This window comes from Roseateles saccharophilus, from assembly GCF_004342485.1.
Lineage (GTDB): Bacteria > Pseudomonadota > Gammaproteobacteria > Burkholderiales > Burkholderiaceae_C > Pelomonas > Pelomonas saccharophila.
The window spans coordinates 13537-32712 of sequence record NZ_SMBU01000038.1 but is presented as its reverse complement, the minus strand read 5'-3'; the positions used below and the strand labels follow the sequence as shown (position 1 = coordinate 32712).

Below are 19176 nucleotides of genomic sequence, written 5' to 3'. Positions count from 1 at the left end.
CCATGTCGTCTGATGGTCTGATCCGCATCCGGGGCGCCCGGCAGCACAACCTCAAGAACCTCGACCTTGACCTGCGCACCGCCGAACTGACCGTCGTCACCGGGCCGAGCGGCTCGGGCAAGTCCAGCCTGGTGTTCGACACCCTCTACGCCGAGGGCCAGCGCCGCTATGTGGAGACCTTCTCCGCCTATGCGCGCCAGTTCCTGGACCGCATGGACCGCCCCGCCGTGGACCGTGTGGACGGCGTGCCGCCGGCCATCGCCATCGACCAGACCAACCCGGTGCGCACCAGCCGCTCCACGGTCGGCACGATGACGGAGCTGAACGACCACCTGAAGCTGCTGTACGCCCGCGCGGCCGAGCTGTTCGACCGCAAGACGGCGCTGCCGGTCCGGCATGACACGGCGCAGAGCATCCATGCGGAGCTGATGGCGCGTGCTGAAGCAGTGGGCGACCCGCGCATGGTGCTGACCTTCCCGGTCGAACTGCCGGCCAACACCAGCGCGGAGCAGGTCGAGCAGTGGCTGGCCGCCAGCGGCTTCACGCGCGTGCAGGGCGAGCGCGAGGTCGAAGGTAAAAAAGTGTTGGACGTGGTGGCCGACCGCTTCCGCATCCTGGGCGCCGACAAGCAGCGCGCGATGGAGGCCATCGAGCTTTGCCTGAAGCGCGGCGCGGGTCGGGTGAATGTTCACGTCGGCGACGACGGCGCCACGCTGTGGCGCTTCTCCACCGGCCTGCACTGTCCCGAAAGCGACATCCGCTACGCCGACCCGCAGCCGGCGCTGTTCTCGTTCAATTCCGCGTTCGGCGCCTGCGAGGCCTGCCGGGGCTTCGGCCGCGTCATCGGCGTGGATCTCGGCCTCGTCATCCCCGACGAGCGCAAGACCCTGCGCAACGGTGCCATCAAGCCCATGCAGACACCGGCCTGGAAGGACTGCCAGGAAGACCTGCTGAGGTATGCCGGCGAGGCCGGCATACCGCGCGACACGCCATGGAAGGACCTGTCGGCGGCCCACCGCGACTGGGTCATCGCCGGCACGCCGAACTGGAACGGCAACTGGAACAAGCAGTGGTATGGCGTCAGGCGCTTCTTCGACTACCTGGAGAGCAAGGCCTACAAGATGCACATCCGCGTGCTCTTGTCCAAATACCGCAGCTATACCGAATGCCCCAGCTGCCGCGGCGCGCGGCTGAAGACCGAGGCGCTGCTGTGGCGCGTCGGCGCCAAGGCGCTGGCGGATGCGGCGCTGCCGGCCGCGCAGCGCTTCCTGCCGGTGGGCGTGGACTGGTCGCGCGAGCAGCTCGAGGCGCTGCCGGGCCTGAGCCTGCACGACCTGATGCAGCTGCCCATCCAGCGCCTGCGCGACTTCGTCGACGGCCTGCAGCTGCCCAGCACCATGCTGGACGAGGCGCTGAAGCTGCTGCTCGACGAGATCCGCCACCGCAGCCGCTATCTCTGCGACGTGGGACTGGGTTATCTCACGCTGGACCGCCAGAGCCGCACGCTGTCGGGCGGCGAGGTGCAGCGCATCAACCTGACGACGGCGCTGGGCACCTCGCTGGTCAACACGCTGTTCGTGCTGGACGAGCCCAGCATCGGCCTGCATCCGCGCGACATGGGCCGCATCGTGCAGGCCATGCAGAGGCTGCGCGATGCGGGCAATACCCTGGTCGTCGTCGAGCATGACCCGGCCGTCATGCTGGCGGCCGACCGCCTCATCGACATGGGCCCCGGCCCCGGCGAGCGCGGCGGGCAGATCGTCTTCGACGGCACGCCCGAGACCATCCGCGCGGCGGACACGCTGACCGGCGCCTACCTCGGCGCACGCAAGCATGTCGGCATGGGTCTGAAGCGCCTCGTCGAGGAGAACACGCCCAGGCTCATCCTCGAAGGCGTGCGCGAGCACAACCTGAAGGGCGTGTCCGTCGAGTTCCCGCTGCAGCGCATGGTCGTCGTGACCGGCGTGTCCGGCTCGGGCAAGAGCACGCTGATGCAGGACGTGCTCTACCCGGCGCTGGCGCGCCAGTTCGGCAAGGCCACCGAGACGCCGGGCGCGCACGAGCGCCTGCTGGGCGCCGACCATCTGGCCGACGCTGTCTTCGTCGACCAGTCGCCCATCGGCAAGACGGCGCGCTCCAACCCGGCCAGCTATGTCGGCGCCTTCGACGAGATCCGCAAGCTGTTCGCCGAGGCGCCGGTGGCCCGCGAGCGCAGCTACACGGCCGGCATGTTCAGCTTCAACGCCGGCGACGGCCGCTGCCCGACCTGTTGCGGCTCGGGCTTCGAGCATGTCGAGATGCAGTTCCTCAGCGACGTCTACCTGCGCTGCCCGGACTGCGACGGCAAGCGCTTCCGCGCCGAGATGCTGGACGTGAAGCTCACGCTGAAGGAGCGCGACCTCAGCGTGTCCGACGTGCTGGAGCTGACCGTCGCCGAGGCGGTGAACCTGTTCAGCGAGCAGCGCGCCGTCGTCACCAAGCTGCAGCCCATCGTCGACGTGGGCCTGGAATACGTGCGCCTGGGCCAGCCGGTGCCGACGCTGTCGGGCGGCGAGGCGCAGCGCCTGAAGCTGGCCGGCTTCCTGGCCGAGGCGGCAAGCAACCCGCGCTTCGGCGTCGCGAAGAAGGGCACGCTCTTCCTGTTCGACGAGCCGACCACCGGCCTGCACTTCGACGACATCGCCAAGCTGATGCGCGCGATGCGCAAGCTCTTGAGCGCCGGCCACTCGCTGATCCTCATCGAGCACAACCTCGACGTCATCCGCGCGGCCGACTGGCTGATCGATCTCGGCCCCGAGGGCGGCGAGGACGGCGGCGAGCTAGTCTGCGTCGGCACACCGGAGGAAGTGGCCCGGCATGTCGGCTCGCACACCGCCGCCGCGCTGCGCGACTACGCGTTGCACATGGACCGCCCGGCCGTGGCCGTGGAGGAGGGGCGGCCGCTGCAGCAGCTCATCAAGGCGCGCCGTGCGGCCGATGAGGCCATCAGGATCGTCAACGCGCGCGAGCACAACCTGAAGGGCCTGAGCGTCGAGATCCCGCGCGGCAAGTTCAATGTCGTGACCGGCGTCAGCGGCTCCGGCAAGTCCACGCTGGCCTTCGACATCCTGTTCAACGAAGGCCAGCGTCGCTACCTCGAATCGCTGAACGCCTACGCCCGCTCCATCGTGCAGCCGGCCGGCCGGCCCGAGGTGGATGCGGTCTGGGGCATCCCGCCCACCGTGGCCATCGAACAGCGCCTGTCGCGCGGCGGCCGCAAGAGCACGGTCGCGACGACCACCGAGGTCTGGCATTTCCTGCGCCTGCTCTATGTGAAGCTGGGCGTTCAGCATTGCGTCAAGGACGGCGCGCCGGTGCGGCCGCAGAGCGTCGAGTCCATCGCGGCCCAGCTGATGCGCGACTACCGCGGCCAGCATGTCGGCCTGCTCGCGCCTCTCGTCGTCAACCGCAAGGGCGTCTATACCGACCTCGCCAAATGGGCCAAGGGCCGCGGCCACACGCACCTGCGCGTGGACGGCGAGTTCCTGCCCACCTCGCCTTGGCCGCGCCTGGACCGCTTCAAGGAGCACACGCTGGAGCTGCCCGTCGGCGACCTCGTCGTCGCGCCGGAACGTGAGGCCGAGCTGCGCGAGCTGCTCGCCAAGGCGCTGGACATCGGCAAGGGCGTGCTGCATCTGCTGGCGCCGCTGGACGGCCTCAGCCTCCAGGGCGGCGCGACCGGCGCCGGCGTCGGCACGGTCAAGGTCTTCTCCACCAAGCGCGCCTGTCCGGTCTGCGGCACCAGCTACCCCGAGCTGGATCCGCGGCTGTTTTCCTACAACTCCAAGCATGGCTGGTGCGGCAGCTGCGTCGGCACCGGCCTGCAGCTGACCCGCGAGCAGCGCAAGGCGCTGGACGACAGCGTGCAGGCCGACGACAACCGTGGCCGCGAGCAGAGCTTCCCGGCCGAGGAGGCCGAGGTCGAGGGCCTGACCGACGCCCCCTGCCCGGACTGCCATGGCACGCGGCTGAACCCGACGGCACGCTCGGTCGAGTTCGAGGCCAAGGGCATCGGCGAGGTCGCCGCATGGAGCGTGGGCCAGGCGCGCGATTGGGTGCGCGGCCTGATGCTGGAAGGGCGCGATGCCGACATCGCGCGCGACGTCGTCAGCGAGATCCTCGGTCGGCTGGAGTTCCTCGAAGAGGTCGGCCTGGGCTATCTGACGCTGGACCGCGCGGCGCCCACGCTGTCGGGCGGCGAGGCCCAGCGCATCCGCCTCGCGGCCCAGCTCGGCAGCAATCTGCAGGGCGTCTGCTATGTGCTGGACGAGCCCACCATCGGCCTGCACCCGCGTGACAACCAGATCCTGCTGAAGGCGCTGGCCACGCTGGGCGACAAGGGCAACACCCTGGTCGTCGTCGAGCACGACGAGGACACCATCCGCCGTGCCGATCACATCATCGACATCGGCCCCGGCGCCGGCAAGCGCGGCGGCCGCGTGGTGGCCGAAGGCACGGCGGCGCAACTGGCCCTGCAGCCCGAATCGACGACCGGCCGCATGCTGGCCCGGCCGCTGATTCACCCGCTGCAGCCGCGCCGCGCAATCGAGGCCGACGCGCCCCGGCTGACGGTGCTGAACGCGGCCCTGCACAACCTGAAGGCCGTGACGGTCGACGTGCCGCTGCACCGCCTCGTGGCCGTGACCGGCGTGTCGGGCTCCGGCAAGTCCACGCTGGCCCGCGACGTGCTCCTCGCGAACATGGCCGTGGCCGTGCCGCTGCGCAAGGCGCCTAGCAAGTGGGCCGGCTGCGACGGCATCACCGGGCACGAGCAGGTGGACCGAGTTTTGGAGGTCGACCAGACCCCCATCGGCAAGACGCCGCGCTCCTGCCCGGCCACCTATATCGGCTTCTGGGACGCGATCCGCAAGCTGTTCGCCGAGACGCTGGAGTCCAAGGCGCGCGGCTATGCGCCGGGCCGTTTCAGCTTCAACACCGGCGAGGGCCGCTGCCCGGGCTGCGAGGGCCAGGGCGTGAAGACCATCGAGATGAGCTTCCTGCCGGACGTGAAGGTGCCCTGCGACCAATGCCACGGCCAGCGCTTCAACCCCGAGACGCTGGGTGTGTCGTGGCGCGGCAAGAGCATCGGCGACGTGCTGGCGATGGAGGTGGACGAGGCCGTCGAGTTCTTCGCGTCGATGCCGTCCATCGCGCATCCGCTGCAGTTGCTGAAGGACGTCGGCCTGGGCTATCTGACGCTGGGCCAGCCCTCGCCGACGCTGTCGGGCGGCGAGGCGCAGCGCATCAAGCTGGTCAGCGAGCTGGTCAAGGTCCGCGACGACGTGACGCGCCGCGGCCAGAAGGCGCCGCATACCTTGTACGTGCTGGACGAGCCGACCGTGGGCCTGCACATGGCCGACGTCGAGAAGCTGATCCGCGTGCTGCACCGGCTGGTGGCGGGCGGGCATTCGGTGGTCGTCATCGAGCATGACCTCGACGTCATCGCCGAGGCGGACTGGGTGCTGGACCTGGGGCCGGAGGGCGGGGACGCCGGGGGGCGCGTCGTGGTTGAAGGCACGCCGGAGCAGGTGGTGGCCAGCGGCAGCCACACGGGCCTGGCCCTGGCGCCGGTGCTAGCGCGGGCGTGACGGAATGCGCGCCGGGCGATGAGGGTTGGGGTAAACCCTTGATGAAAGTCAAGGAGTGGCGACAATCCGCGCCTTCTCCTGGCACACCCGCTTGAAAGACGGGGTCGCAAAGCCTCCGGTCTACCGCCCGATCTCCGTCATCGGGCCACGATAGCGGGGTTGCCAATCCTCCCGGGTTGTCCGTCCGGCGCCGCGTGCGTCGGGCGTTGCCTCGTCTTTCGCGAACGTTGCCGCCAGGCCTCGCTTCGAAACCACGAAAGACCCGCGCATGTTGAACACCATCAAGAGTCGGCTGATCGCGATCTGCATGCTGATCGTCGTCGCCGCCGTCGGCGTCGCCACGCTGGCCAGCTATCTGGCCGTGAGCCACCATGCACGCAGCCAGGTCAATGCCGAGCTGGTGGCCCTGGGCGATGCCCAGGCCGGTGCCATGGGCGCCTGGGTGCGCAAGCAGCAGGACATCGTCTCCGCGCTGGGCCCGGCCGCCGCGCTGGACGACCCCGCCGCACCGCTGGAGCAGGCGTTGAAGTCGGGCCGGCTGGACCTGGCCTACATCGGCAGCGCCGACAGGCGCATGGTCTCCTTCCCGAGCCGCCAGCGCGCGGCCGACTACGACCCGACGGCTCGCCCCTGGTACAAGCTGGCCGCCACCAAGCCGGACGCGGCCGTCATCACGGCGCCCTACATCGCCGCCTCGACGCAGAAGCTGGTCGTCAGCTTCGCCCGCGCCGTCCAGGCCGACGGCCAGCTGCACGCCGTCGCGGGCATCGACGTGGCGCTGGACGATGTCATCGCCACGTTGAAGTCGATCAAGCCCACGCCCTCGGGCCTGGCCTTCCTGCTCGACAAAGACGGCCGCATCCTTGCACACCCGGATGCTGCGCTGAGCCTGAAGCCGGTGGCCGACTGGTCGCCGGCCGTCGACGCCGCGCTGCTGGCTCGCGCGGCCGAGCACGGCGCGGCGCTGGCCGAGGCGCACGTCGGCGAACGCGATTTCTTCCTGCGCTCCAGCGCCGTGCCGGGCACGGACTGGACTCTGGTGCTGGCCGCCGATCGCGGTGAAGCGCTGGCGGCGCTGTCGGACGTGCTGAGCAATGCCGGCATCGCGCTGGTCGCGGTGGCGCTGGTGGCGGCGCTGCTGTCGGCGCTGGCCGTGGGCGTGCTGCTGCAGGGCCTGGCGCGGGTGCGCGACGCGATGGACCAGATCGGTTCCGGCACCGGCGACCTGACGCGGCGCCTGCCCGACCAGGGGCGCGACGAGATTGCCGACATCGCCCGCGCCTTCAACCAGTTCGTGGCCAAGATCGAGGCCGTGCTGTTCGACGTGCGCGCCACCAGCCAGTCCATCGCCGTGGCCTCACGCGAGATCGCCGCCGGCAGCCAGGACCTGAGCCAGCGTACCGAGGAGAGCGCCAGCAGCCTGCAGCAGACGGCGAGTTCCATGGAGCAACTGACCAGCACCATCGGCCACAGCGCCGATGCGGCCGCCAGCGCGAATCAACTGGCCGGTGGTGCGGCCGACGCGGCGCGCCAGGGCGGCGACATCATCGGCCAGGTGGTCGAGACCATGGCGCGCATCAACGAGGCCAGCCACCGCATTGCCGACATCATCGGCACCATCGACGGCATCGCCTTCCAGACCAACATCCTGGCGCTGAACGCCGCCGTCGAGGCGGCCCGTGCCGGCGAGCAGGGACGCGGCTTCGCCGTCGTCGCCAGCGAGGTGCGGGCCCTGGCCCAGCGCAGCGCCCAGGCGGCCAAGGAGATCAAGACCCTGATCGGCGCCAGCGCCGAGCGCGTCGACACCGGCAGCGTGCTGGTCGGCGACGCTGGCACCAGCATGGGCGAGATCGTCTCCAGCGTGCAGCGCGTGACCGACATCATGGCCGAGCTGAGTGCGAGTGCGCGCGAGCAGAGCCAGGGCATCCAGGAGGTCAACCAGGCGGTGGGCCAGCTGGATCTGGTGACGCAGCAGAACGCCGCGCTGGTGGAGGAGTCGGCCGCGGCGGCCGAGAGCCTCAAGGAGCAGGCCCAGCGCCTGGCCGAGATCGTCGGCGTGTTCCGGCTGAGCGAGGCGGTGGGCGGCTGAGCGCCGTGACGAATGGGTCGGGCAGGATGGCTTCCTAGAATCCGCCGCCCCTAATCCTAGGGGGCAGATTCAGGAGACCCCCTTGAAGCCCGTGACCTTCGCTGCCGCCGGCAGCCTGGCCCTTGCGCTGGCCTTGTCGGCGCTGATGCCGCTGCAGGCCCAGACGGCTCCGACGGCAGCCGCCGTGCCGACCCTGGAACAGATCTTCCGCGCCCAGCCCTACCGCGGCGCGGACGCGAAGGACGCGGCCTTCAGCCACAGCGGCCGCTACCTGGCCTATCGCTGGAACCCCTTCGGCGAGCCCGGTGCCGACCTCTGGGTGCACGACACCAGGACCGGCAGGACGCAGCGCGTCACGTCGCCCCAGGTCATGGCCGCCTTCGAAGCGCCCGAGGATCTCGCGCGCTTCGACAAGAAGCTCAAGCAGCGCGACACCGAATGGGCCGAGCGTCAGGCCCGCGAACTCGCGCAGCAGGCCTATCTGCGTGGCGACAAGGTCGATCTGTCGCAGTGGGAGACCGCCGCGATCGAGACGCTGAAGAAGGAGCTGGCCGACAGGAAGGCCAAGGACGATGCCCAGAAGGCGGCCGACAAGGCTGAGGCCGAGGCCGAGAAGCAGGCCATGGCCGCGCTGGCCGCCAGGCGCGCCGGCAAGCCCGCGCCCGCTGCCTCCGCCGCCTCTGCCGCGGCGGCATCCGAAAAGAAGGACGACAAGAAGGATGACAAGGAGAAGGAGCTCTGGGAGCTGCGCGACGAGCTGAAGAAGAAGCTCGCCCGCGAGAAGCTCAAGCCCACCGACCTCTATCCCGGTGTCGCGCAGTTCGTCTGGGCGCACAAGGCCGACGAGCTGGTCTTCCAGTACCGCGGCGGCCTCTACCGCTGGCGCGCGGACGACAAGGCGCCTGCGCCGCTTGTCGCCACGCAGCGCCAGCTGCGCGTCGTGGCCTATGCGCCGGACGATGCCGGCATCGTCTTCATGGACGAGACCCGCGTGCTGCGGGCGCGCTTCAACCAGGCCGGCGTGCAGATCCTCAACCGCGAACTCATCCACCCGGACGACGAGCAGAAGAAATACCGCATCGAGCGGACCGTCATCAGCGAGGACGGCCGCTGGATGTCGCTGCAGGCCAGCGCGCCCAGGCTGGACGCCGACGGCAAGCCCGTGCCCGACGCCGGCCGCAAGGTCGAGATCATGAACTACGACGAGCGCTGGGCCACGGCCAAGAAGGTCGACCGCGAGGTGTCGGACGACAAGCGCAGCATCAAGCCGCTGGCCCTCTACATCCGCGCCGTGCCCAGGGCCGGCGAGGCGCCGCGCAAGCAGCCGGCGCCGGTGTTCACGAACGCAGGCGGCGACGTCTGGTTCGAGATGAGCGAGGTGGCCTGGGCGCGCGACGGCAGCCACTATGCGTTCACGACCTGGGAACGCGAGAAGGAGTTGCTGCGCGTCTATATCGGTAGCACTTGCCCCCGGCCGGCGGGTACGCCGGCTGCCCCCCAGGGGGGCGCTGCAGGCCTTGGGAGCGGCCCGGCGGCCTGCGCCGACGAAACCGCCAAGCCCGAGCTCGTGCTGGAGCGCCGCGGCGACGTCGGGCACGAAGTGGTTAGCGTCGTGGAGCCGCGCTTCACGCCGGACGGCAAGAGCCTGGTGCTCGCGCTGGACGAGGCCGGCTGGCGCCAGGCCTATGCCATCGACGTGGCGACGCGCGCGCTGCGCCCGCTGGTCAAGGGCGAGTTCGAGGCCTATGAGGTCGTCGGCTTCACGGCCGACAGCAAGGCGATGTTCGTGCTGGCCAATGCCGGCGACACGGCGGCGATGAATCTCTTCCGCGTCGACATGGCCAGCGGCGCGATGCAGGCGCTGGGCGCGCCGGGCGAATACCACCGCGCGGCGGCGGTGTCGGAGGACGGCCGCTGGGCCGCCGCCGACGCCGGCAACTGGGCGCAGCGGCCCGAGCTCAAGCTGATCGCCGTGGACGGCAAGGCCAGGACCGCGACGCTGACCGACAGCACCGACAAGGACTGGGCGGCCGTCGACGTGCTGCGGCCCGAGCGCTTCCATTACGCCAACCGCCACGGCGACCGCATCGAGGGCTATGTCTTCAGGCCTGCCGGCTGGAAGGCCTCCGACAAGCGCCCGGCCGTCGTCTACGTCTACGGCGGCCCGCTGAACGACCGCCACATCGTCGAGGTCGACAGCTTCCAGAACACGGCCTATCTGTTCGGCATGTACATGGCCGCCAGGCATGGCTATGTGATGCTTGCCGTGGACCCGCGCGGCCACAGCAACTACGGCCGCAGGTTCTCCGATGCCAACTGGGAGCATCCCGGCGAGCCCCAGGCCGAGGACCTGGAAGACCTCGTCAAGCTGCTGCCCGCGCAGTTCGGCGTGGACGCGAACCGTGTCGGCCTGAACGGCTGGAGCTTCGGCGGCTTCCAGACCCAGTACACGATGTACACCCGGCCCGACCTGTTCGCCGCCGGTATCGCCGGTGCCGGCCCGACCGAATGGGAGAACTACAACAGCTGGTACTCCGGCCGCACGCTGGGCAAGACCGAGCGCAGCAAGCCCAGCCTGCGCCGCTTCTCGCTGTTGCCGCTGGCCCGTGGCCTGAAGAAGCCGCTGCTGCTGGTGCACGGCATGCAGGACCCCAACGTGCTCTTCCAGGACACGGTCAACGTCTACCGCGCGCTGCTGGAGTCGGGCAAGGCCCCCCTGGTCGAGCTTTTCCTCGACCCGGACGGCGTGCATGGGCTGGGCGGCGTCGTGAAGCCGGCCACCTGGCACCGCAAGTACGAGGCCTTCTGGCTGCGCAACCTCGGCGCAGCCGCGCCCTGAGCCGCAGGCCTCAGCGGCCGGCGAATCCCGCGCGGGGTGGACTCACTTCAGCAGGGCCAGCAGCAGCAGGCGCGCCTTCTCCCAGTCGCGCCTGACGGTGCGCTCGGTCAGGCCCATGGCTGCACCGATCTCGGCTTCGGTGTAGCCGCCGAAGTAGCGCATCTCGACGACCTGGGCCAGGCGGGGTTCGGCGGCCTGCAGTGCCGCCAGGGCCTCGTGCACGCGCAGCACCTCGTCGGCCTGGGAGGGCCGTTGCAGCTCGACATGCGTGTCCGGCGTCAGTGCCTCGACGATGAGCTCGCGCATCACGCGGGCGGCATAGGCGAAGAACTCGCGCCGGCTCTCGGGCCGCAGGCGGGCGTCATGCGCCAGGCGCAGATAGCTCTCGTGCACGAGCTGGGTCGTGTGCAGGCCGCCGCCGTGGCAGCCGCCATCGCGCAGTCGCGCATGGGCCAGTTCGCGCAACGCCGGGTAGGCGGTCGCAAACAGCGCATCCAGCGCACCGGCCTCGCCTGCATTGACGCGCGCGATCAGCTCGTCGACTTCGTCATCGCCCATTCTTCCTCGCCATTCCCCGGCGACGGTCGCCATCTTGCCGCACTCCGCGCAGGCCTTGCCATAAGCTTCCGGCCATGTTGACTCTGATCAAGCCCGCCGACGAGGAGCGGCGCCTGGCCCGCCTCGCCGCGCTGGCCGTGATGGACACCGCGCCCGAGCCGCTGTTCGACCACCTGGCCGCGCTGGCCGCCCAGCTCTGCGGCACGCCGGTGGCCCTGCTCGGCCTCATCGACGAGAGGCGCCAATGGTTCAAGGCGCGCGTCGGCTTCGGCCGCGACGAGACGCCGCGCGAGCGCACTTTCTGCGTTCACACCCTGCAGGGCGACGGCCTGTTCGAGGTCTGCGATGCGCGCCTGGACGAGCGCTTCGCCGGCCACCCCGACGTGCTCGCCGAGCCGGCTCTGCGCTTCTATGCCGGCGTGCCCATCCGGCTCGACGACGGCAGCCACCCGGGTACGCTGTGCGTCGTCGACTACCGGCCACGCCAGCTCAGCGAGGCCCAGCGCGAGGCGCTGACCCGGCTGGCCGATGCCGCCGCCGAGGCGCTGATGATGCGCGAGCGCGTGATCGCCAACGCGCAGGCCGACTTCCAGGCCGGAGCCGTCGGCGCCGCGCTGGCCGCGCGGCGGGAGAGCGAGCAGCGCTTTCGCGTGCTGGCCGACGCCGCGCCGCTGGGTGTCTACCAGACCGACGCGGCCGGGCAGGGCGTCTATGCCAGCCCGTCCTGGCAGCGCATCTTCGGCCTGGGCCCGCAGGCCAGCCTCGGCGAGAGCTGGCTGGGGACGGTGCACCCCGACGACCTCGCCTCGGTGGGCGACCACTGGCGGCGCTGCGTCGCTGCCGGGCGCCGCTTCGAGATGCGCTTTCGCGCGCAGCGCGCCGACATGGCCGGCGGCGGGCTGCGCCAGTTGTGGGTGCGCGCCCATCCGCTGCCGGCGCCCGGCGGCGGCGTGACCGGCTACGTCGGCGTCGTCGAGGACGTTACTGAGCGGCTCACCGCCGAGCGCGAGCTGCGCGAGAGCCAGGCCCTGCTGGACCGCACCGGCCGCGTCGCCGGCATCGGCGGCTGGAGCATGGACCTGCGCACGATGGAGCTGGTCTGGAGCGACCAGACCTGCCGCATCCACGACCGCGAGCCCGGCCACCGGCCGACGCTGGACGAGGCCTTCAGCTACTACAAGCCCGAGGCCCGCCCCGCCATCGAGAACGCCATCCAGCAGGGCATGCGCGAGGGCCGGCCCTGGAGCCTGGAGCTGCCGCTGCGGACGGCCAGCGGCCGCGAGATCTGGGTGCTGGCCCAGGGCCAGGCCGACCTGCAGGACGGCGTGCCGGTGCGCCTCGTCGGCGCCCTGCAGGACGTGACCGAGCACCACCGCGCGGCGGTCGAGCTCGAGCAGAGCCGCCAGCGCCTGCGCGCGCTCTACGAGTCGACGCCGGCGCTGATGCACTCGGTCGACGCGAGCGGCCGCGTGCTCAGCGTGTCGGACCGCTGGCTGGAGCGCCTGGGCTACCGGCGCGAGCAGGTCGTCGGCCGCCAGCTCGACGACTTCATGACGCCCGAGACCAGCGCCCAGGTGCGCGAAAGCTACCGCCCGGCGCTGTGGCGGGACGGCCATGTCGACGACTGCCCGGTGCAGCTGATCTGCGCCGACGGCCGGCTGCGCGACGCCCTCGTCTCCGCTGTCGCCGAATTCGACCTCGCGGGCCGGCCGCTGCGCGCGCTGGCCCTGGTGGACGACATCACCGAGGAGCTTCGGCATCGCGCCGAGCTGGCCCAGGAGCAGCGCATGCGCCGCCAGATCGAGCGCCATGTGCAGGAGCTGGACCAGCTGCTGCACGAGCGCTCCGAGATGCTGGACGTGCTGGCGCATGAGGTGCGCCAGCCGCTGAACAACGCCAGCGCGGCGCTGCAGAGCGCGACGTCCAGCCTGGCCGGGCGCGGCGAGCGCCTCGCGCTGGAGCGGCTCACGCGCGCCCAGGCCGTGCTCGGCCAGGTGCTGGCCGGCGTCGACAACACGCTGGCCGCGGCCAGCCTGCTGGCCGGCGGCGGGCGCATCGCGCGGCTGGACACCGACATCGACACGCTGATCGCCGTGACCATTGCCGACCTGCCGCGCGAGCAGCGCGACCGCATCGTCGTGCGCCGCCACACCGCCACGCGCACCGCGCTGATGGACATGAGCCTGCTGCGCCTGGCACTGCGCAACCTGCTGTCCAACGCGCTGAAGTACGCGCCGGGCGTGAGCCCCGTGACCCTGCATGTGATGGACTTCGACGAGCCGGCGGCCCTGCAGCTGGAGGTGGCCGACGCCGGGCCCGGCATCCCGCGCGAGCTGCTGCCGCGCCTGTTCATGCGCGGCGCGCGCGGCCACGGCGGCACCGAGGCCGCCCACGGCCTGGGCCTGTACATCGTGCGCCGCGTGATGGACCTGCACGGCGGCAGCGCCGAGCTGCTGCGCACCGGGCCGCTCGGCACCGTGATGCGCCTGACCCTGCCGCAGGCTGGCTAGACTTTCCCGCACCCGGTTTCAGCGAGCCGACCCGATGACGCGCAACCGCTCCCTCAGCCTGCGCACCCAGCTCAGCCTGGTGCTGGGTGGCCTGGCCCTGGCCATCCTGAGCCTCGTCGGCGTCTACCTGGGCAGCGTCGCTACCGACGAGCTCTATGGCGCCCAGCAGGCCGCCGTGCGCGCGACGGCTCAGTCCGCCGCCGAGACGCTGGCCAGCCAGCTGCGCGACCGCGAGCGCGAGATCAAGCTGCTCAGCGTCGCGTCCAACCTGACCCATGGCGCGCTGGACTCCGACCGCGCTCGCGACGCGCTGGAGCGCCGCCTCGCCCTGCACGACGAATACGCCTGGATGGGCGTCGCCTCGCCCGACGGCCTGGTGCAGCAGGCCACCGGCGGCATGCTGATGGGGCGCTCGGTCGCGCAGCGCGATTGGTTCATCGCCGGGCGCGAACGCGTCTATGTCGGCGACGTGCACGAGGCCAAGATGCTGGCGGCGATGCTGCCCGTCGAGCCCGGCGGCGAGCCGACCCGCTTCATCGACTTCGCCGCGCCCATCCACGACAGCGAAGGCCGGCTGCGTGGCGTCGTCGCCACCCATGTGCGCTGGCGCTGGGTGACCGGCATCGTCGACGAGACCGCGAGCCGCCTGCATCCGGGGCACGGCATGGACGTCCTCATCGTCGACCGCCAGGGCCGCGTGCTCTATCCCGAGGCGATGAAGCTGGCCCAGGCCCGTGGCGAGGCCGTGCTGCCCAATGGCCGCTTCGAGGGGCCGGTGCGCTTCGGCGACGGGCGCGCTTCGGCGGCGAGGAGTTCGCGGTGCTGCTGCCCGAACTGGCCGGCGCGCAGGAGGCGGTCCTGGCGGCCGGGAAGATCCGCGCCACGGTCGAGGCTGCAGCCTTCGCTGATGTCGGCCGGCTGACGGTCAGCGTCGGCGTCAGCCTGGTTTTGCCGGACGATGCCGATGCCGGCCCGCTGATCGCGCGTGCCGATGCGGCGCCCTACGAGGCCAAGCGCGGCGGCCGCAATGCCGTCGTGCTGAATGCGCCCGGGGCAAGCGAGGCGCCCGTGAGCTAGTTCACGCTGGCGCAGTCGCGTGGCGCTGGCTGGGCCGGGGAGCAAGGTTTCCTCGTGGTGTTCGGGCGCGACTCGCTTTAGTCTGGCGGCATGCCCGAAGTTCCCTGCCCGGGCGGCGCGACGAGGCGCTGTCCGCGATGATGCTGCCGACCGAATCCGACCAGCGCCGCTTTGCCGATCTGCTGCAGCGCCGCGCGGGGCTGTCGCTGCCGGTGGCCAGCCTGCCGCTGGCGGGTGCGCGGCTGACACCCCGCCTGGACCGCCTCGGCCTGGACAGCTTCGCGGCCTATCTGGCCCTGCTGGAGGAGGGCGACGAGCTGCCGATGGCTCTGGACCTGCTGACGACGCAGGAGGCCTGCTTCTTCCGCGAGCCCGAGCAGTTCGAGCTGCTGGAGTCGGAGCTGAGCCGCCAGCGGCCGGTGCGGCTGCGGCTGTGGAGCGCCGGCGCGGGCACGGGCGACGACGCCTACAGCCTGGCCATGCTGCTCGGCGACCTGCAGCGCGCCGGCCGCCTCGGTGCGGACTGGTCGGTGCTGGGCACGGACATCAGCGAGCCGCGGCTGCAGGCCGCGAAGGCCGCCCTCTATGCGCAGGCGCGGCTGCGCCTGGTCAGCGCGCAGCGGCGCCAGCGCTATTGCCTGGGCGGCGAGGGCGCGGCCGGCCTCGTGCAGATGCAGGCCGGCCTGCGCGAGCGGGTGCGCTTCGAGCGCCTCGACCTGCGCCAGGCACTGCCGGCGGGCGAGCCCTTCGACGTCATCCTGCTGCGCCACCTGCTGGTCTATTTCGACGCCGCGACGCGCCGCGCCATCGTCGCGCGCGTGCTGGCCCGGCTGCGGCCTGGCGGGCTGTTCGCCGTCGGGGCGGCCGAGGCCCGGCTGTTCGACCCGGACGGCCTCGAGCCGCTGATGCCGGGCCTGTTCCGCAAGGGCCGGCAGCAGCCTGCGCGGCGCAGCGCCAGCGCGGCGCTGGTGGCGCCGATGCCTAGATGAGCTGCAGCGGCGCGCGGAAGACGTAGCCCACGCGCGACTTGCTCTGCAGCGGCACCAGCGTGGGCGTGGCGCGCTCGATGCGGCGGCGCAGACGGTAGATGGTGGCCGACAGGCCGTCGTCTTCGCTGCCTTCCGGCACCTCGCGGCCCAGCCGGGCCAGCAGGGCCTCGCGCGTGACCGGCTCGCCGCCGGCCTGCGCAAAGCATTCCAGCAGCTGGCGGTCGGCCTCGCTGAGCTGGATGCGCGTGCCGTCGGGCACGATGAGCTCGCCGCTGTTGCGGTCCAGCTTCCAGACGGCGTCGGCCGCCGAGGGCTTGGCCACGCGGCGTTGCACGGCGGCGATGGCCAGGGCGACCTGCTCGAACTGCACGGGCTTGACGAGGTACATGTCGGCGCCGGCCGTGATGACCTCGCGGAAGACCTCGGGGCCGAGGCGCCCGGACACGACGACGACGCCGGCATCCGTGCGGCGGCGCAGAATCTTGATCAGCTCCACGCCGTTGACGCCGGGCAGCATCAGGTCGACGAGGTAGAAGTCGAAGGAGAAGGCTTCGGGCGCGGCCAGCAGTGCGTTGCTGTCGTCGAAACGGCTGACCGCGATACCCTGCTGCTCCCGCAGGAACTGCGTCAGGAACTCCGAATACTCGGCATCGTCGTCGATCAGGGCGAGGGTCATGGGTTGCATGGCGGCGGGGTGGGCTCGGAGCAATCGCGGAGTTTGCCGCATGACGGCTGCGTCAGCCGTCAGTCACACCGTGTCCGAGTGCACGGGGCTTCGTGTTTTGCGCGGGGTCGGGGCCACAAATGAATGACACTAGTCCCGTCGCGTGAGAATTCAAGACCCGGCCCACGAGGAGACCGACGATGGCCGATGACGCGTTGGACGAAGGCGCGGGCGACCCGCTGGCCTGGCTGCAGCCCGGCCATCGCGCCGCGCCGGCCGAGGCGCTGAGGCGCATCCAGGCGCTGTGCGTGGGCTGGCCCGACCTGCATGCCGCGATGTTCGTCGTGCTGGCCACCCATCAGGAACTGCCGCGCGACATGCTGGCCGCGGCGATCAAGCAGTTCCGCCCCGACCTGGATGCCTACAGCCGCGAGGACGTCGTCGGCCTGCTGACGGCGGTCTGGAACGGCGGCAAGAGCGGTTTCGACGCGGTGCTGCGCACCCGCGCAAATGCGCCGAAGAAGGCTGCCGGCGGCCTGTCCTGGGTCAAGGAGTAGGGAGGCAAGGCCGAACGGGCCTGCTGCGGCGCGCGATTCCTGCCTGCGGGCGCATCGCTGCGTTGCAAATGCTCGCCGTAGAGGGCTACGGCTCCGCTTTGCGCCTGGCGCTGCATCTCGCACGCAGGCTCGCGCATCCGCATCAGGCCCGTTCAGCCTTGCCGCTTCAACCCCAGCGCGGCCCAGCCTTCGTGCCCGAGCTTGTCCAGCGTCTCGAGATTGTTCTCGTAGATGGAGGCGGTGTCGGGCATGGACTCGACGGCGCGCTCGATGCTGTCCTCGCGGAGCAGGTGCAGCGTGGGGTAGGGCGAGCGGTTGCTGTAGTTGGCGATGTCGCCGGGCTCGCTGCCTTCGAACTGGTAGTCGGGATGGAAGTCGGCGATCTGCAGGATGCCGTCGAGCTTGAGCTCCTCCACCAGCGCATCGGCCGCGTCGAGGAAGTCGTTGAAGTCCAGGAAGTCGGTCAGCACGCCGGGGTGGATGAGCAGCGTCGTGTCGACCTGCTCCGGGTCGGCGCGGTTCAACGCCAGCAACTCGCGGGCCAGGTCCTTGAGCAGCGCCTCGGGCTCGGTCGCGTCGCTGACGACGTAGCGGATGCGCTCGTTGACGTGCACCGCCTTCGCGAAGGGGCAGAGGTTGAGGCCGATGACGGCCTTTACAACCCAGTCGCGGGTGTCGTTGATGACTTGATCTTGGTTCATGCTTTGGGCGTGTTCAGCCAGGTTTCGGCGAGACGGACCCACATCGAGCCGCCCAGCGGGATGAGGTCGTCGTTGAAGTCGTAGCTCGGGTTGTGCAGCGTGCAAGGCCCCAGGCCGTGGCCGCCCGTGCGGTGCTCGCCGTCGCCATTGCCGATCAGGAAATAGCAGCCGGGCTTGTCGAGCAGGTAGTAGCTGAAGTCCTCGGCGCCCATGGTTGGCTCGAACTCCTGCACATTGTCGGCGCCGACCATGTCGGCCAGCACGCGGCGCGCGAAGTCGGTCTCGGCGGGGTGGTTGATCGTCGGCGGGTAGTTGCGGCGGAACTCGAACTCGGCCGTCAGTTCGAAGGCGGCGGCCAGCTGCTCCGTCATGTCCTTCATGCGGCGCTCCAGCAGGTCCAGCAGCTCCAGCGTGAAGGTGCGCACCGTGCCTTCCATGACGACCGTGTCGGGCACGACATTGGTGGCCTCGCCGGCATGGATCATCGTGACCGAGATGACGCCGGGGTCGATGGGCCGCTTGTTGCGGCTGACGATGGTTTGGAAGGCCGTGACGAGCTGGCAGGCCGCCGGCACCGGGTCGATGCCCAGATGCGGCATGGCCGCATGCGAGCCCTTGCCCTTGAGCGTGATCTTGAACTCGTTGCTGCTCGCGAACACCGGGCCGCTCTTCACGGCGAACTGGCCGGCTTTCATGCCGGGCCAGTTGTGGGCGCCGAACATGGCCTCCATCGGGAATTTTTCGAACAGGCCGTCCTTGATCATCTCGCGCGCACCGCCGCCGCCTTCCTCGGCGGGCTGGAAGACCAGATACACCGTGCCGTCGAAATTGCGCTGCTTGGCCAGATGCTTGGCCGCGGCCAGCAGCATGGCGGTGTGGCCGTCGTGGCCGCAGGCATGCATGCGGCCCAAGTAGGAGCTGGCGTGCGGGAACTGGTTGCGCTCGGTCATCGGCAGTGCGTCGATGTCGGCGCGCAGGCCCACGGCGCGGGCGGACGTGCCGTTCTTGACGATACCGACCACGCCGGTTTTCCCCAAGCCGCGGTGCACGGGGATGCCCCAGCCGGTCAGCGCCTGGGCGATGACGTCGGCGGTGCGCTGCTCGTGGAAGCAGAGCTCGGGATGCTTGTGCAGGTCGCGGCGGATGGCCGTGATGGCGGGCGCGTCCGCCAGGATGGCGTCGATGAGCTTCATGACGGTGTGACTTCAGGCTTTGTAATGGGCGGAGTTTAGGATTCCGCCCGTGAACATGCGCCGTGTCGCTCATCGCTGGTTGCTCTGGCTGGCCTTGCTGCTCCCTATCGCCCAGGCGATGGCGGGCGTGCATGCGCTGTCCCACGTCAGCGGCGAGCGCCAGGACGACGGCATCGCCCATCTCGTCCACTGCGACCTCTGCTTGACCGCGGCCGACCTGGCCAGCGGTGCGCCGACCGCCCCGCCCGGCCCGCTGCCGGTCGGCGTCGCGGTCGAGGCCCTTGTCGCCACGCCTGCAGTCGCCGCCGTCGAGCGCGGCACCGACTGGCGCCCGCCGGCCCGCGCGCCGCCTGCTTTCGCCTGAATCCGGCC

At 70.8% G+C, this 19176-nt stretch carries 13 protein-coding genes and 1 riboswitch; of the genes, 9 read left to right on the top strand and 4 right to left on the bottom strand.

What is annotated here, in order from left to right; all coding sequences use genetic code 11:
• Positions 1 to 2 precede the first annotated feature (2 nt).
• From uvrA to EV671_RS22105, 3 genes are all read left to right on the top strand, one after another.
• Entirely contained in the window at positions 3 to 5627 is a 5625-nt protein-coding gene (uvrA, locus tag EV671_RS22115) for an excinuclease ABC subunit UvrA (RefSeq protein ID WP_132575886.1), read from the top strand.
• Positions 5628 to 5697: 70 nt separating this feature from the next.
• Positions 5698 to 5794, top strand: a riboswitch (cyclic di-GMP riboswitch).
• A gap of 101 nt (positions 5795 to 5895) precedes the next feature.
• Positions 5896 to 7716: a methyl-accepting chemotaxis protein gene (locus tag EV671_RS22110; protein WP_132575884.1), complete on the top strand. Its 1821-nt coding sequence runs from the start codon at positions 5896 to 5898 to the stop codon at positions 7714 to 7716.
• A 91-nt stretch (positions 7717 to 7807) separates the two neighbouring features.
• Positions 7808 to 10555: a S9 family peptidase gene (locus EV671_RS22105; RefSeq protein ID WP_243655842.1), complete on the top strand. Its 2748-nt coding sequence runs from the start codon at positions 7808 to 7810 to the stop codon at positions 10553 to 10555.
• Between the two features lie 42 nt (positions 10556 to 10597).
• On the opposite strand, the gene EV671_RS22100 is transcribed toward EV671_RS22105, so the two are convergent.
• On the bottom strand, positions 10598 to 11113 hold the full coding sequence (locus EV671_RS22100; RefSeq protein ID WP_165917681.1) for a sigma-70 family RNA polymerase sigma factor: 516 nt from the start codon (positions 11111 to 11113) through the stop codon (positions 10598 to 10600).
• 74 nt (positions 11114 to 11187) lie between these two features.
• Here EV671_RS22100 and EV671_RS22095 point away from each other — a divergent pair, with 74 nt between their 5' ends.
• The 4 genes from EV671_RS22095 to EV671_RS22080 all read left to right on the top strand — a co-directional run bounded on the left by EV671_RS22095 (position 11188) and on the right by EV671_RS22080 (position 15689).
• Entirely contained in the window at positions 11188 to 13623 is a 2436-nt protein-coding gene (locus EV671_RS22095; RefSeq protein ID WP_132575878.1) for a PAS domain S-box protein, read from the top strand.
• A 34-nt stretch (positions 13624 to 13657) separates the two neighbouring features.
• Positions 13658 to 14545, top strand: a complete 888-nt coding sequence (locus tag EV671_RS27055; protein WP_132575876.1) for a cache domain-containing protein — start codon at positions 13658 to 13660, stop codon at positions 14543 to 14545.
• Entirely contained in the window at positions 14443 to 14700 is a 258-nt protein-coding gene (locus EV671_RS27050) for a diguanylate cyclase domain-containing protein (protein ID WP_207911222.1), read from the top strand. The genes EV671_RS27055 and EV671_RS27050 overlap by 103 nt, the downstream gene beginning before the upstream one ends.
• Positions 14701 to 14837: 137 nt before the next feature.
• On the top strand, positions 14838 to 15689 hold the full coding sequence (locus tag EV671_RS22080) for a CheR family methyltransferase (RefSeq protein ID WP_132575874.1): 852 nt from the start codon (positions 14838 to 14840) through the stop codon (positions 15687 to 15689).
• Here the strand turns inward: EV671_RS22080 and EV671_RS22075 are convergent.
• Positions 15682 to 16365, bottom strand: coding sequence for a response regulator transcription factor (locus EV671_RS22075; RefSeq protein WP_243655840.1), 684 nt, complete (start codon positions 16363 to 16365; stop codon positions 15682 to 15684). The two genes, EV671_RS22080 and EV671_RS22075, sit on opposite strands and share 8 nt — an antisense overlap.
• Before the next feature lie 188 nt (positions 16366 to 16553).
• On the opposite strand from EV671_RS22075, the gene EV671_RS22070 reads away from it, so the two are divergent.
• The gene (locus EV671_RS22070; RefSeq protein ID WP_132575870.1) at positions 16554 to 16910 is read left to right on the top strand and encodes a hypothetical protein; all 357 of its coding nucleotides are present in this window, start codon (positions 16554 to 16556) and stop codon (positions 16908 to 16910) included.
• Positions 16911 to 17062: 152 nt separating this feature from the next.
• On the opposite strand, the gene EV671_RS22065 is transcribed toward EV671_RS22070, so the two are convergent.
• Both EV671_RS22065 and EV671_RS22060 read right to left on the bottom strand, forming a co-directional pair.
• Positions 17063 to 17611, bottom strand: a complete 549-nt coding sequence (locus EV671_RS22065) for a DUF1415 domain-containing protein (RefSeq protein ID WP_132575868.1) — start codon at positions 17609 to 17611, stop codon at positions 17063 to 17065.
• The gene (locus EV671_RS22060) at positions 17608 to 18804 is read right to left on the bottom strand and encodes a M20 aminoacylase family protein (RefSeq protein ID WP_132575866.1); all 1197 of its coding nucleotides are present in this window, start codon (positions 18802 to 18804) and stop codon (positions 17608 to 17610) included. The genes EV671_RS22065 and EV671_RS22060 overlap by 4 nt, the downstream gene beginning before the upstream one ends.
• Before the next feature lie 49 nt (positions 18805 to 18853).
• On the opposite strand from EV671_RS22060, the gene EV671_RS22055 reads away from it, so the two are divergent.
• The gene (locus EV671_RS22055; protein WP_132575864.1) at positions 18854 to 19168 is read left to right on the top strand and encodes a hypothetical protein; all 315 of its coding nucleotides are present in this window, start codon (positions 18854 to 18856) and stop codon (positions 19166 to 19168) included.
• The last annotated feature ends 8 nt before the right edge of the window (positions 19169 to 19176 follow it).

Excerpts from the sequence above, each read along its gene's own strand:
- uvrA (WP_132575886.1), top strand. The coding sequence starts at position 3 with ATGTCGTCTGATGGTCTGATCCGCATCCGGGGCGCCCGGCAGCACAAC.
- EV671_RS22110 (WP_132575884.1), top strand. The coding sequence starts at position 5,896 with ATGTTGAACACCATCAAGAGTCGGCTGATCGCGATCTGCATGCTGATC.
- EV671_RS22100 (WP_165917681.1), bottom strand. The coding sequence starts at position 11,113 with ATGGGCGATGACGAAGTCGACGAGCTGATCGCGCGCGTCAATGCAGGC.
- EV671_RS22095 (WP_132575878.1), top strand. The coding sequence starts at position 11,188 with ATGTTGACTCTGATCAAGCCCGCCGACGAGGAGCGGCGCCTGGCCCGC.
- EV671_RS27055 (WP_132575876.1), top strand. The coding sequence starts at position 13,658 with ATGACGCGCAACCGCTCCCTCAGCCTGCGCACCCAGCTCAGCCTGGTG.
- EV671_RS22080 (WP_132575874.1), top strand. The coding sequence starts at position 14,838 with ATGATGCTGCCGACCGAATCCGACCAGCGCCGCTTTGCCGATCTGCTG.
- EV671_RS22075 (WP_243655840.1), bottom strand. The coding sequence starts at position 16,365 with ATGACCCTCGCCCTGATCGACGACGATGCCGAGTATTCGGAGTTCCTG.
- EV671_RS22070 (WP_132575870.1), top strand. The coding sequence starts at position 16,554 with ATGGCCGATGACGCGTTGGACGAAGGCGCGGGCGACCCGCTGGCCTGG.
- EV671_RS22065 (WP_132575868.1), bottom strand. The coding sequence starts at position 17,611 with ATGAACCAAGATCAAGTCATCAACGACACCCGCGACTGGGTTGTAAAG.
- EV671_RS22060 (WP_132575866.1), bottom strand. The coding sequence starts at position 18,804 with ATGAAGCTCATCGACGCCATCCTGGCGGACGCGCCCGCCATCACGGCC.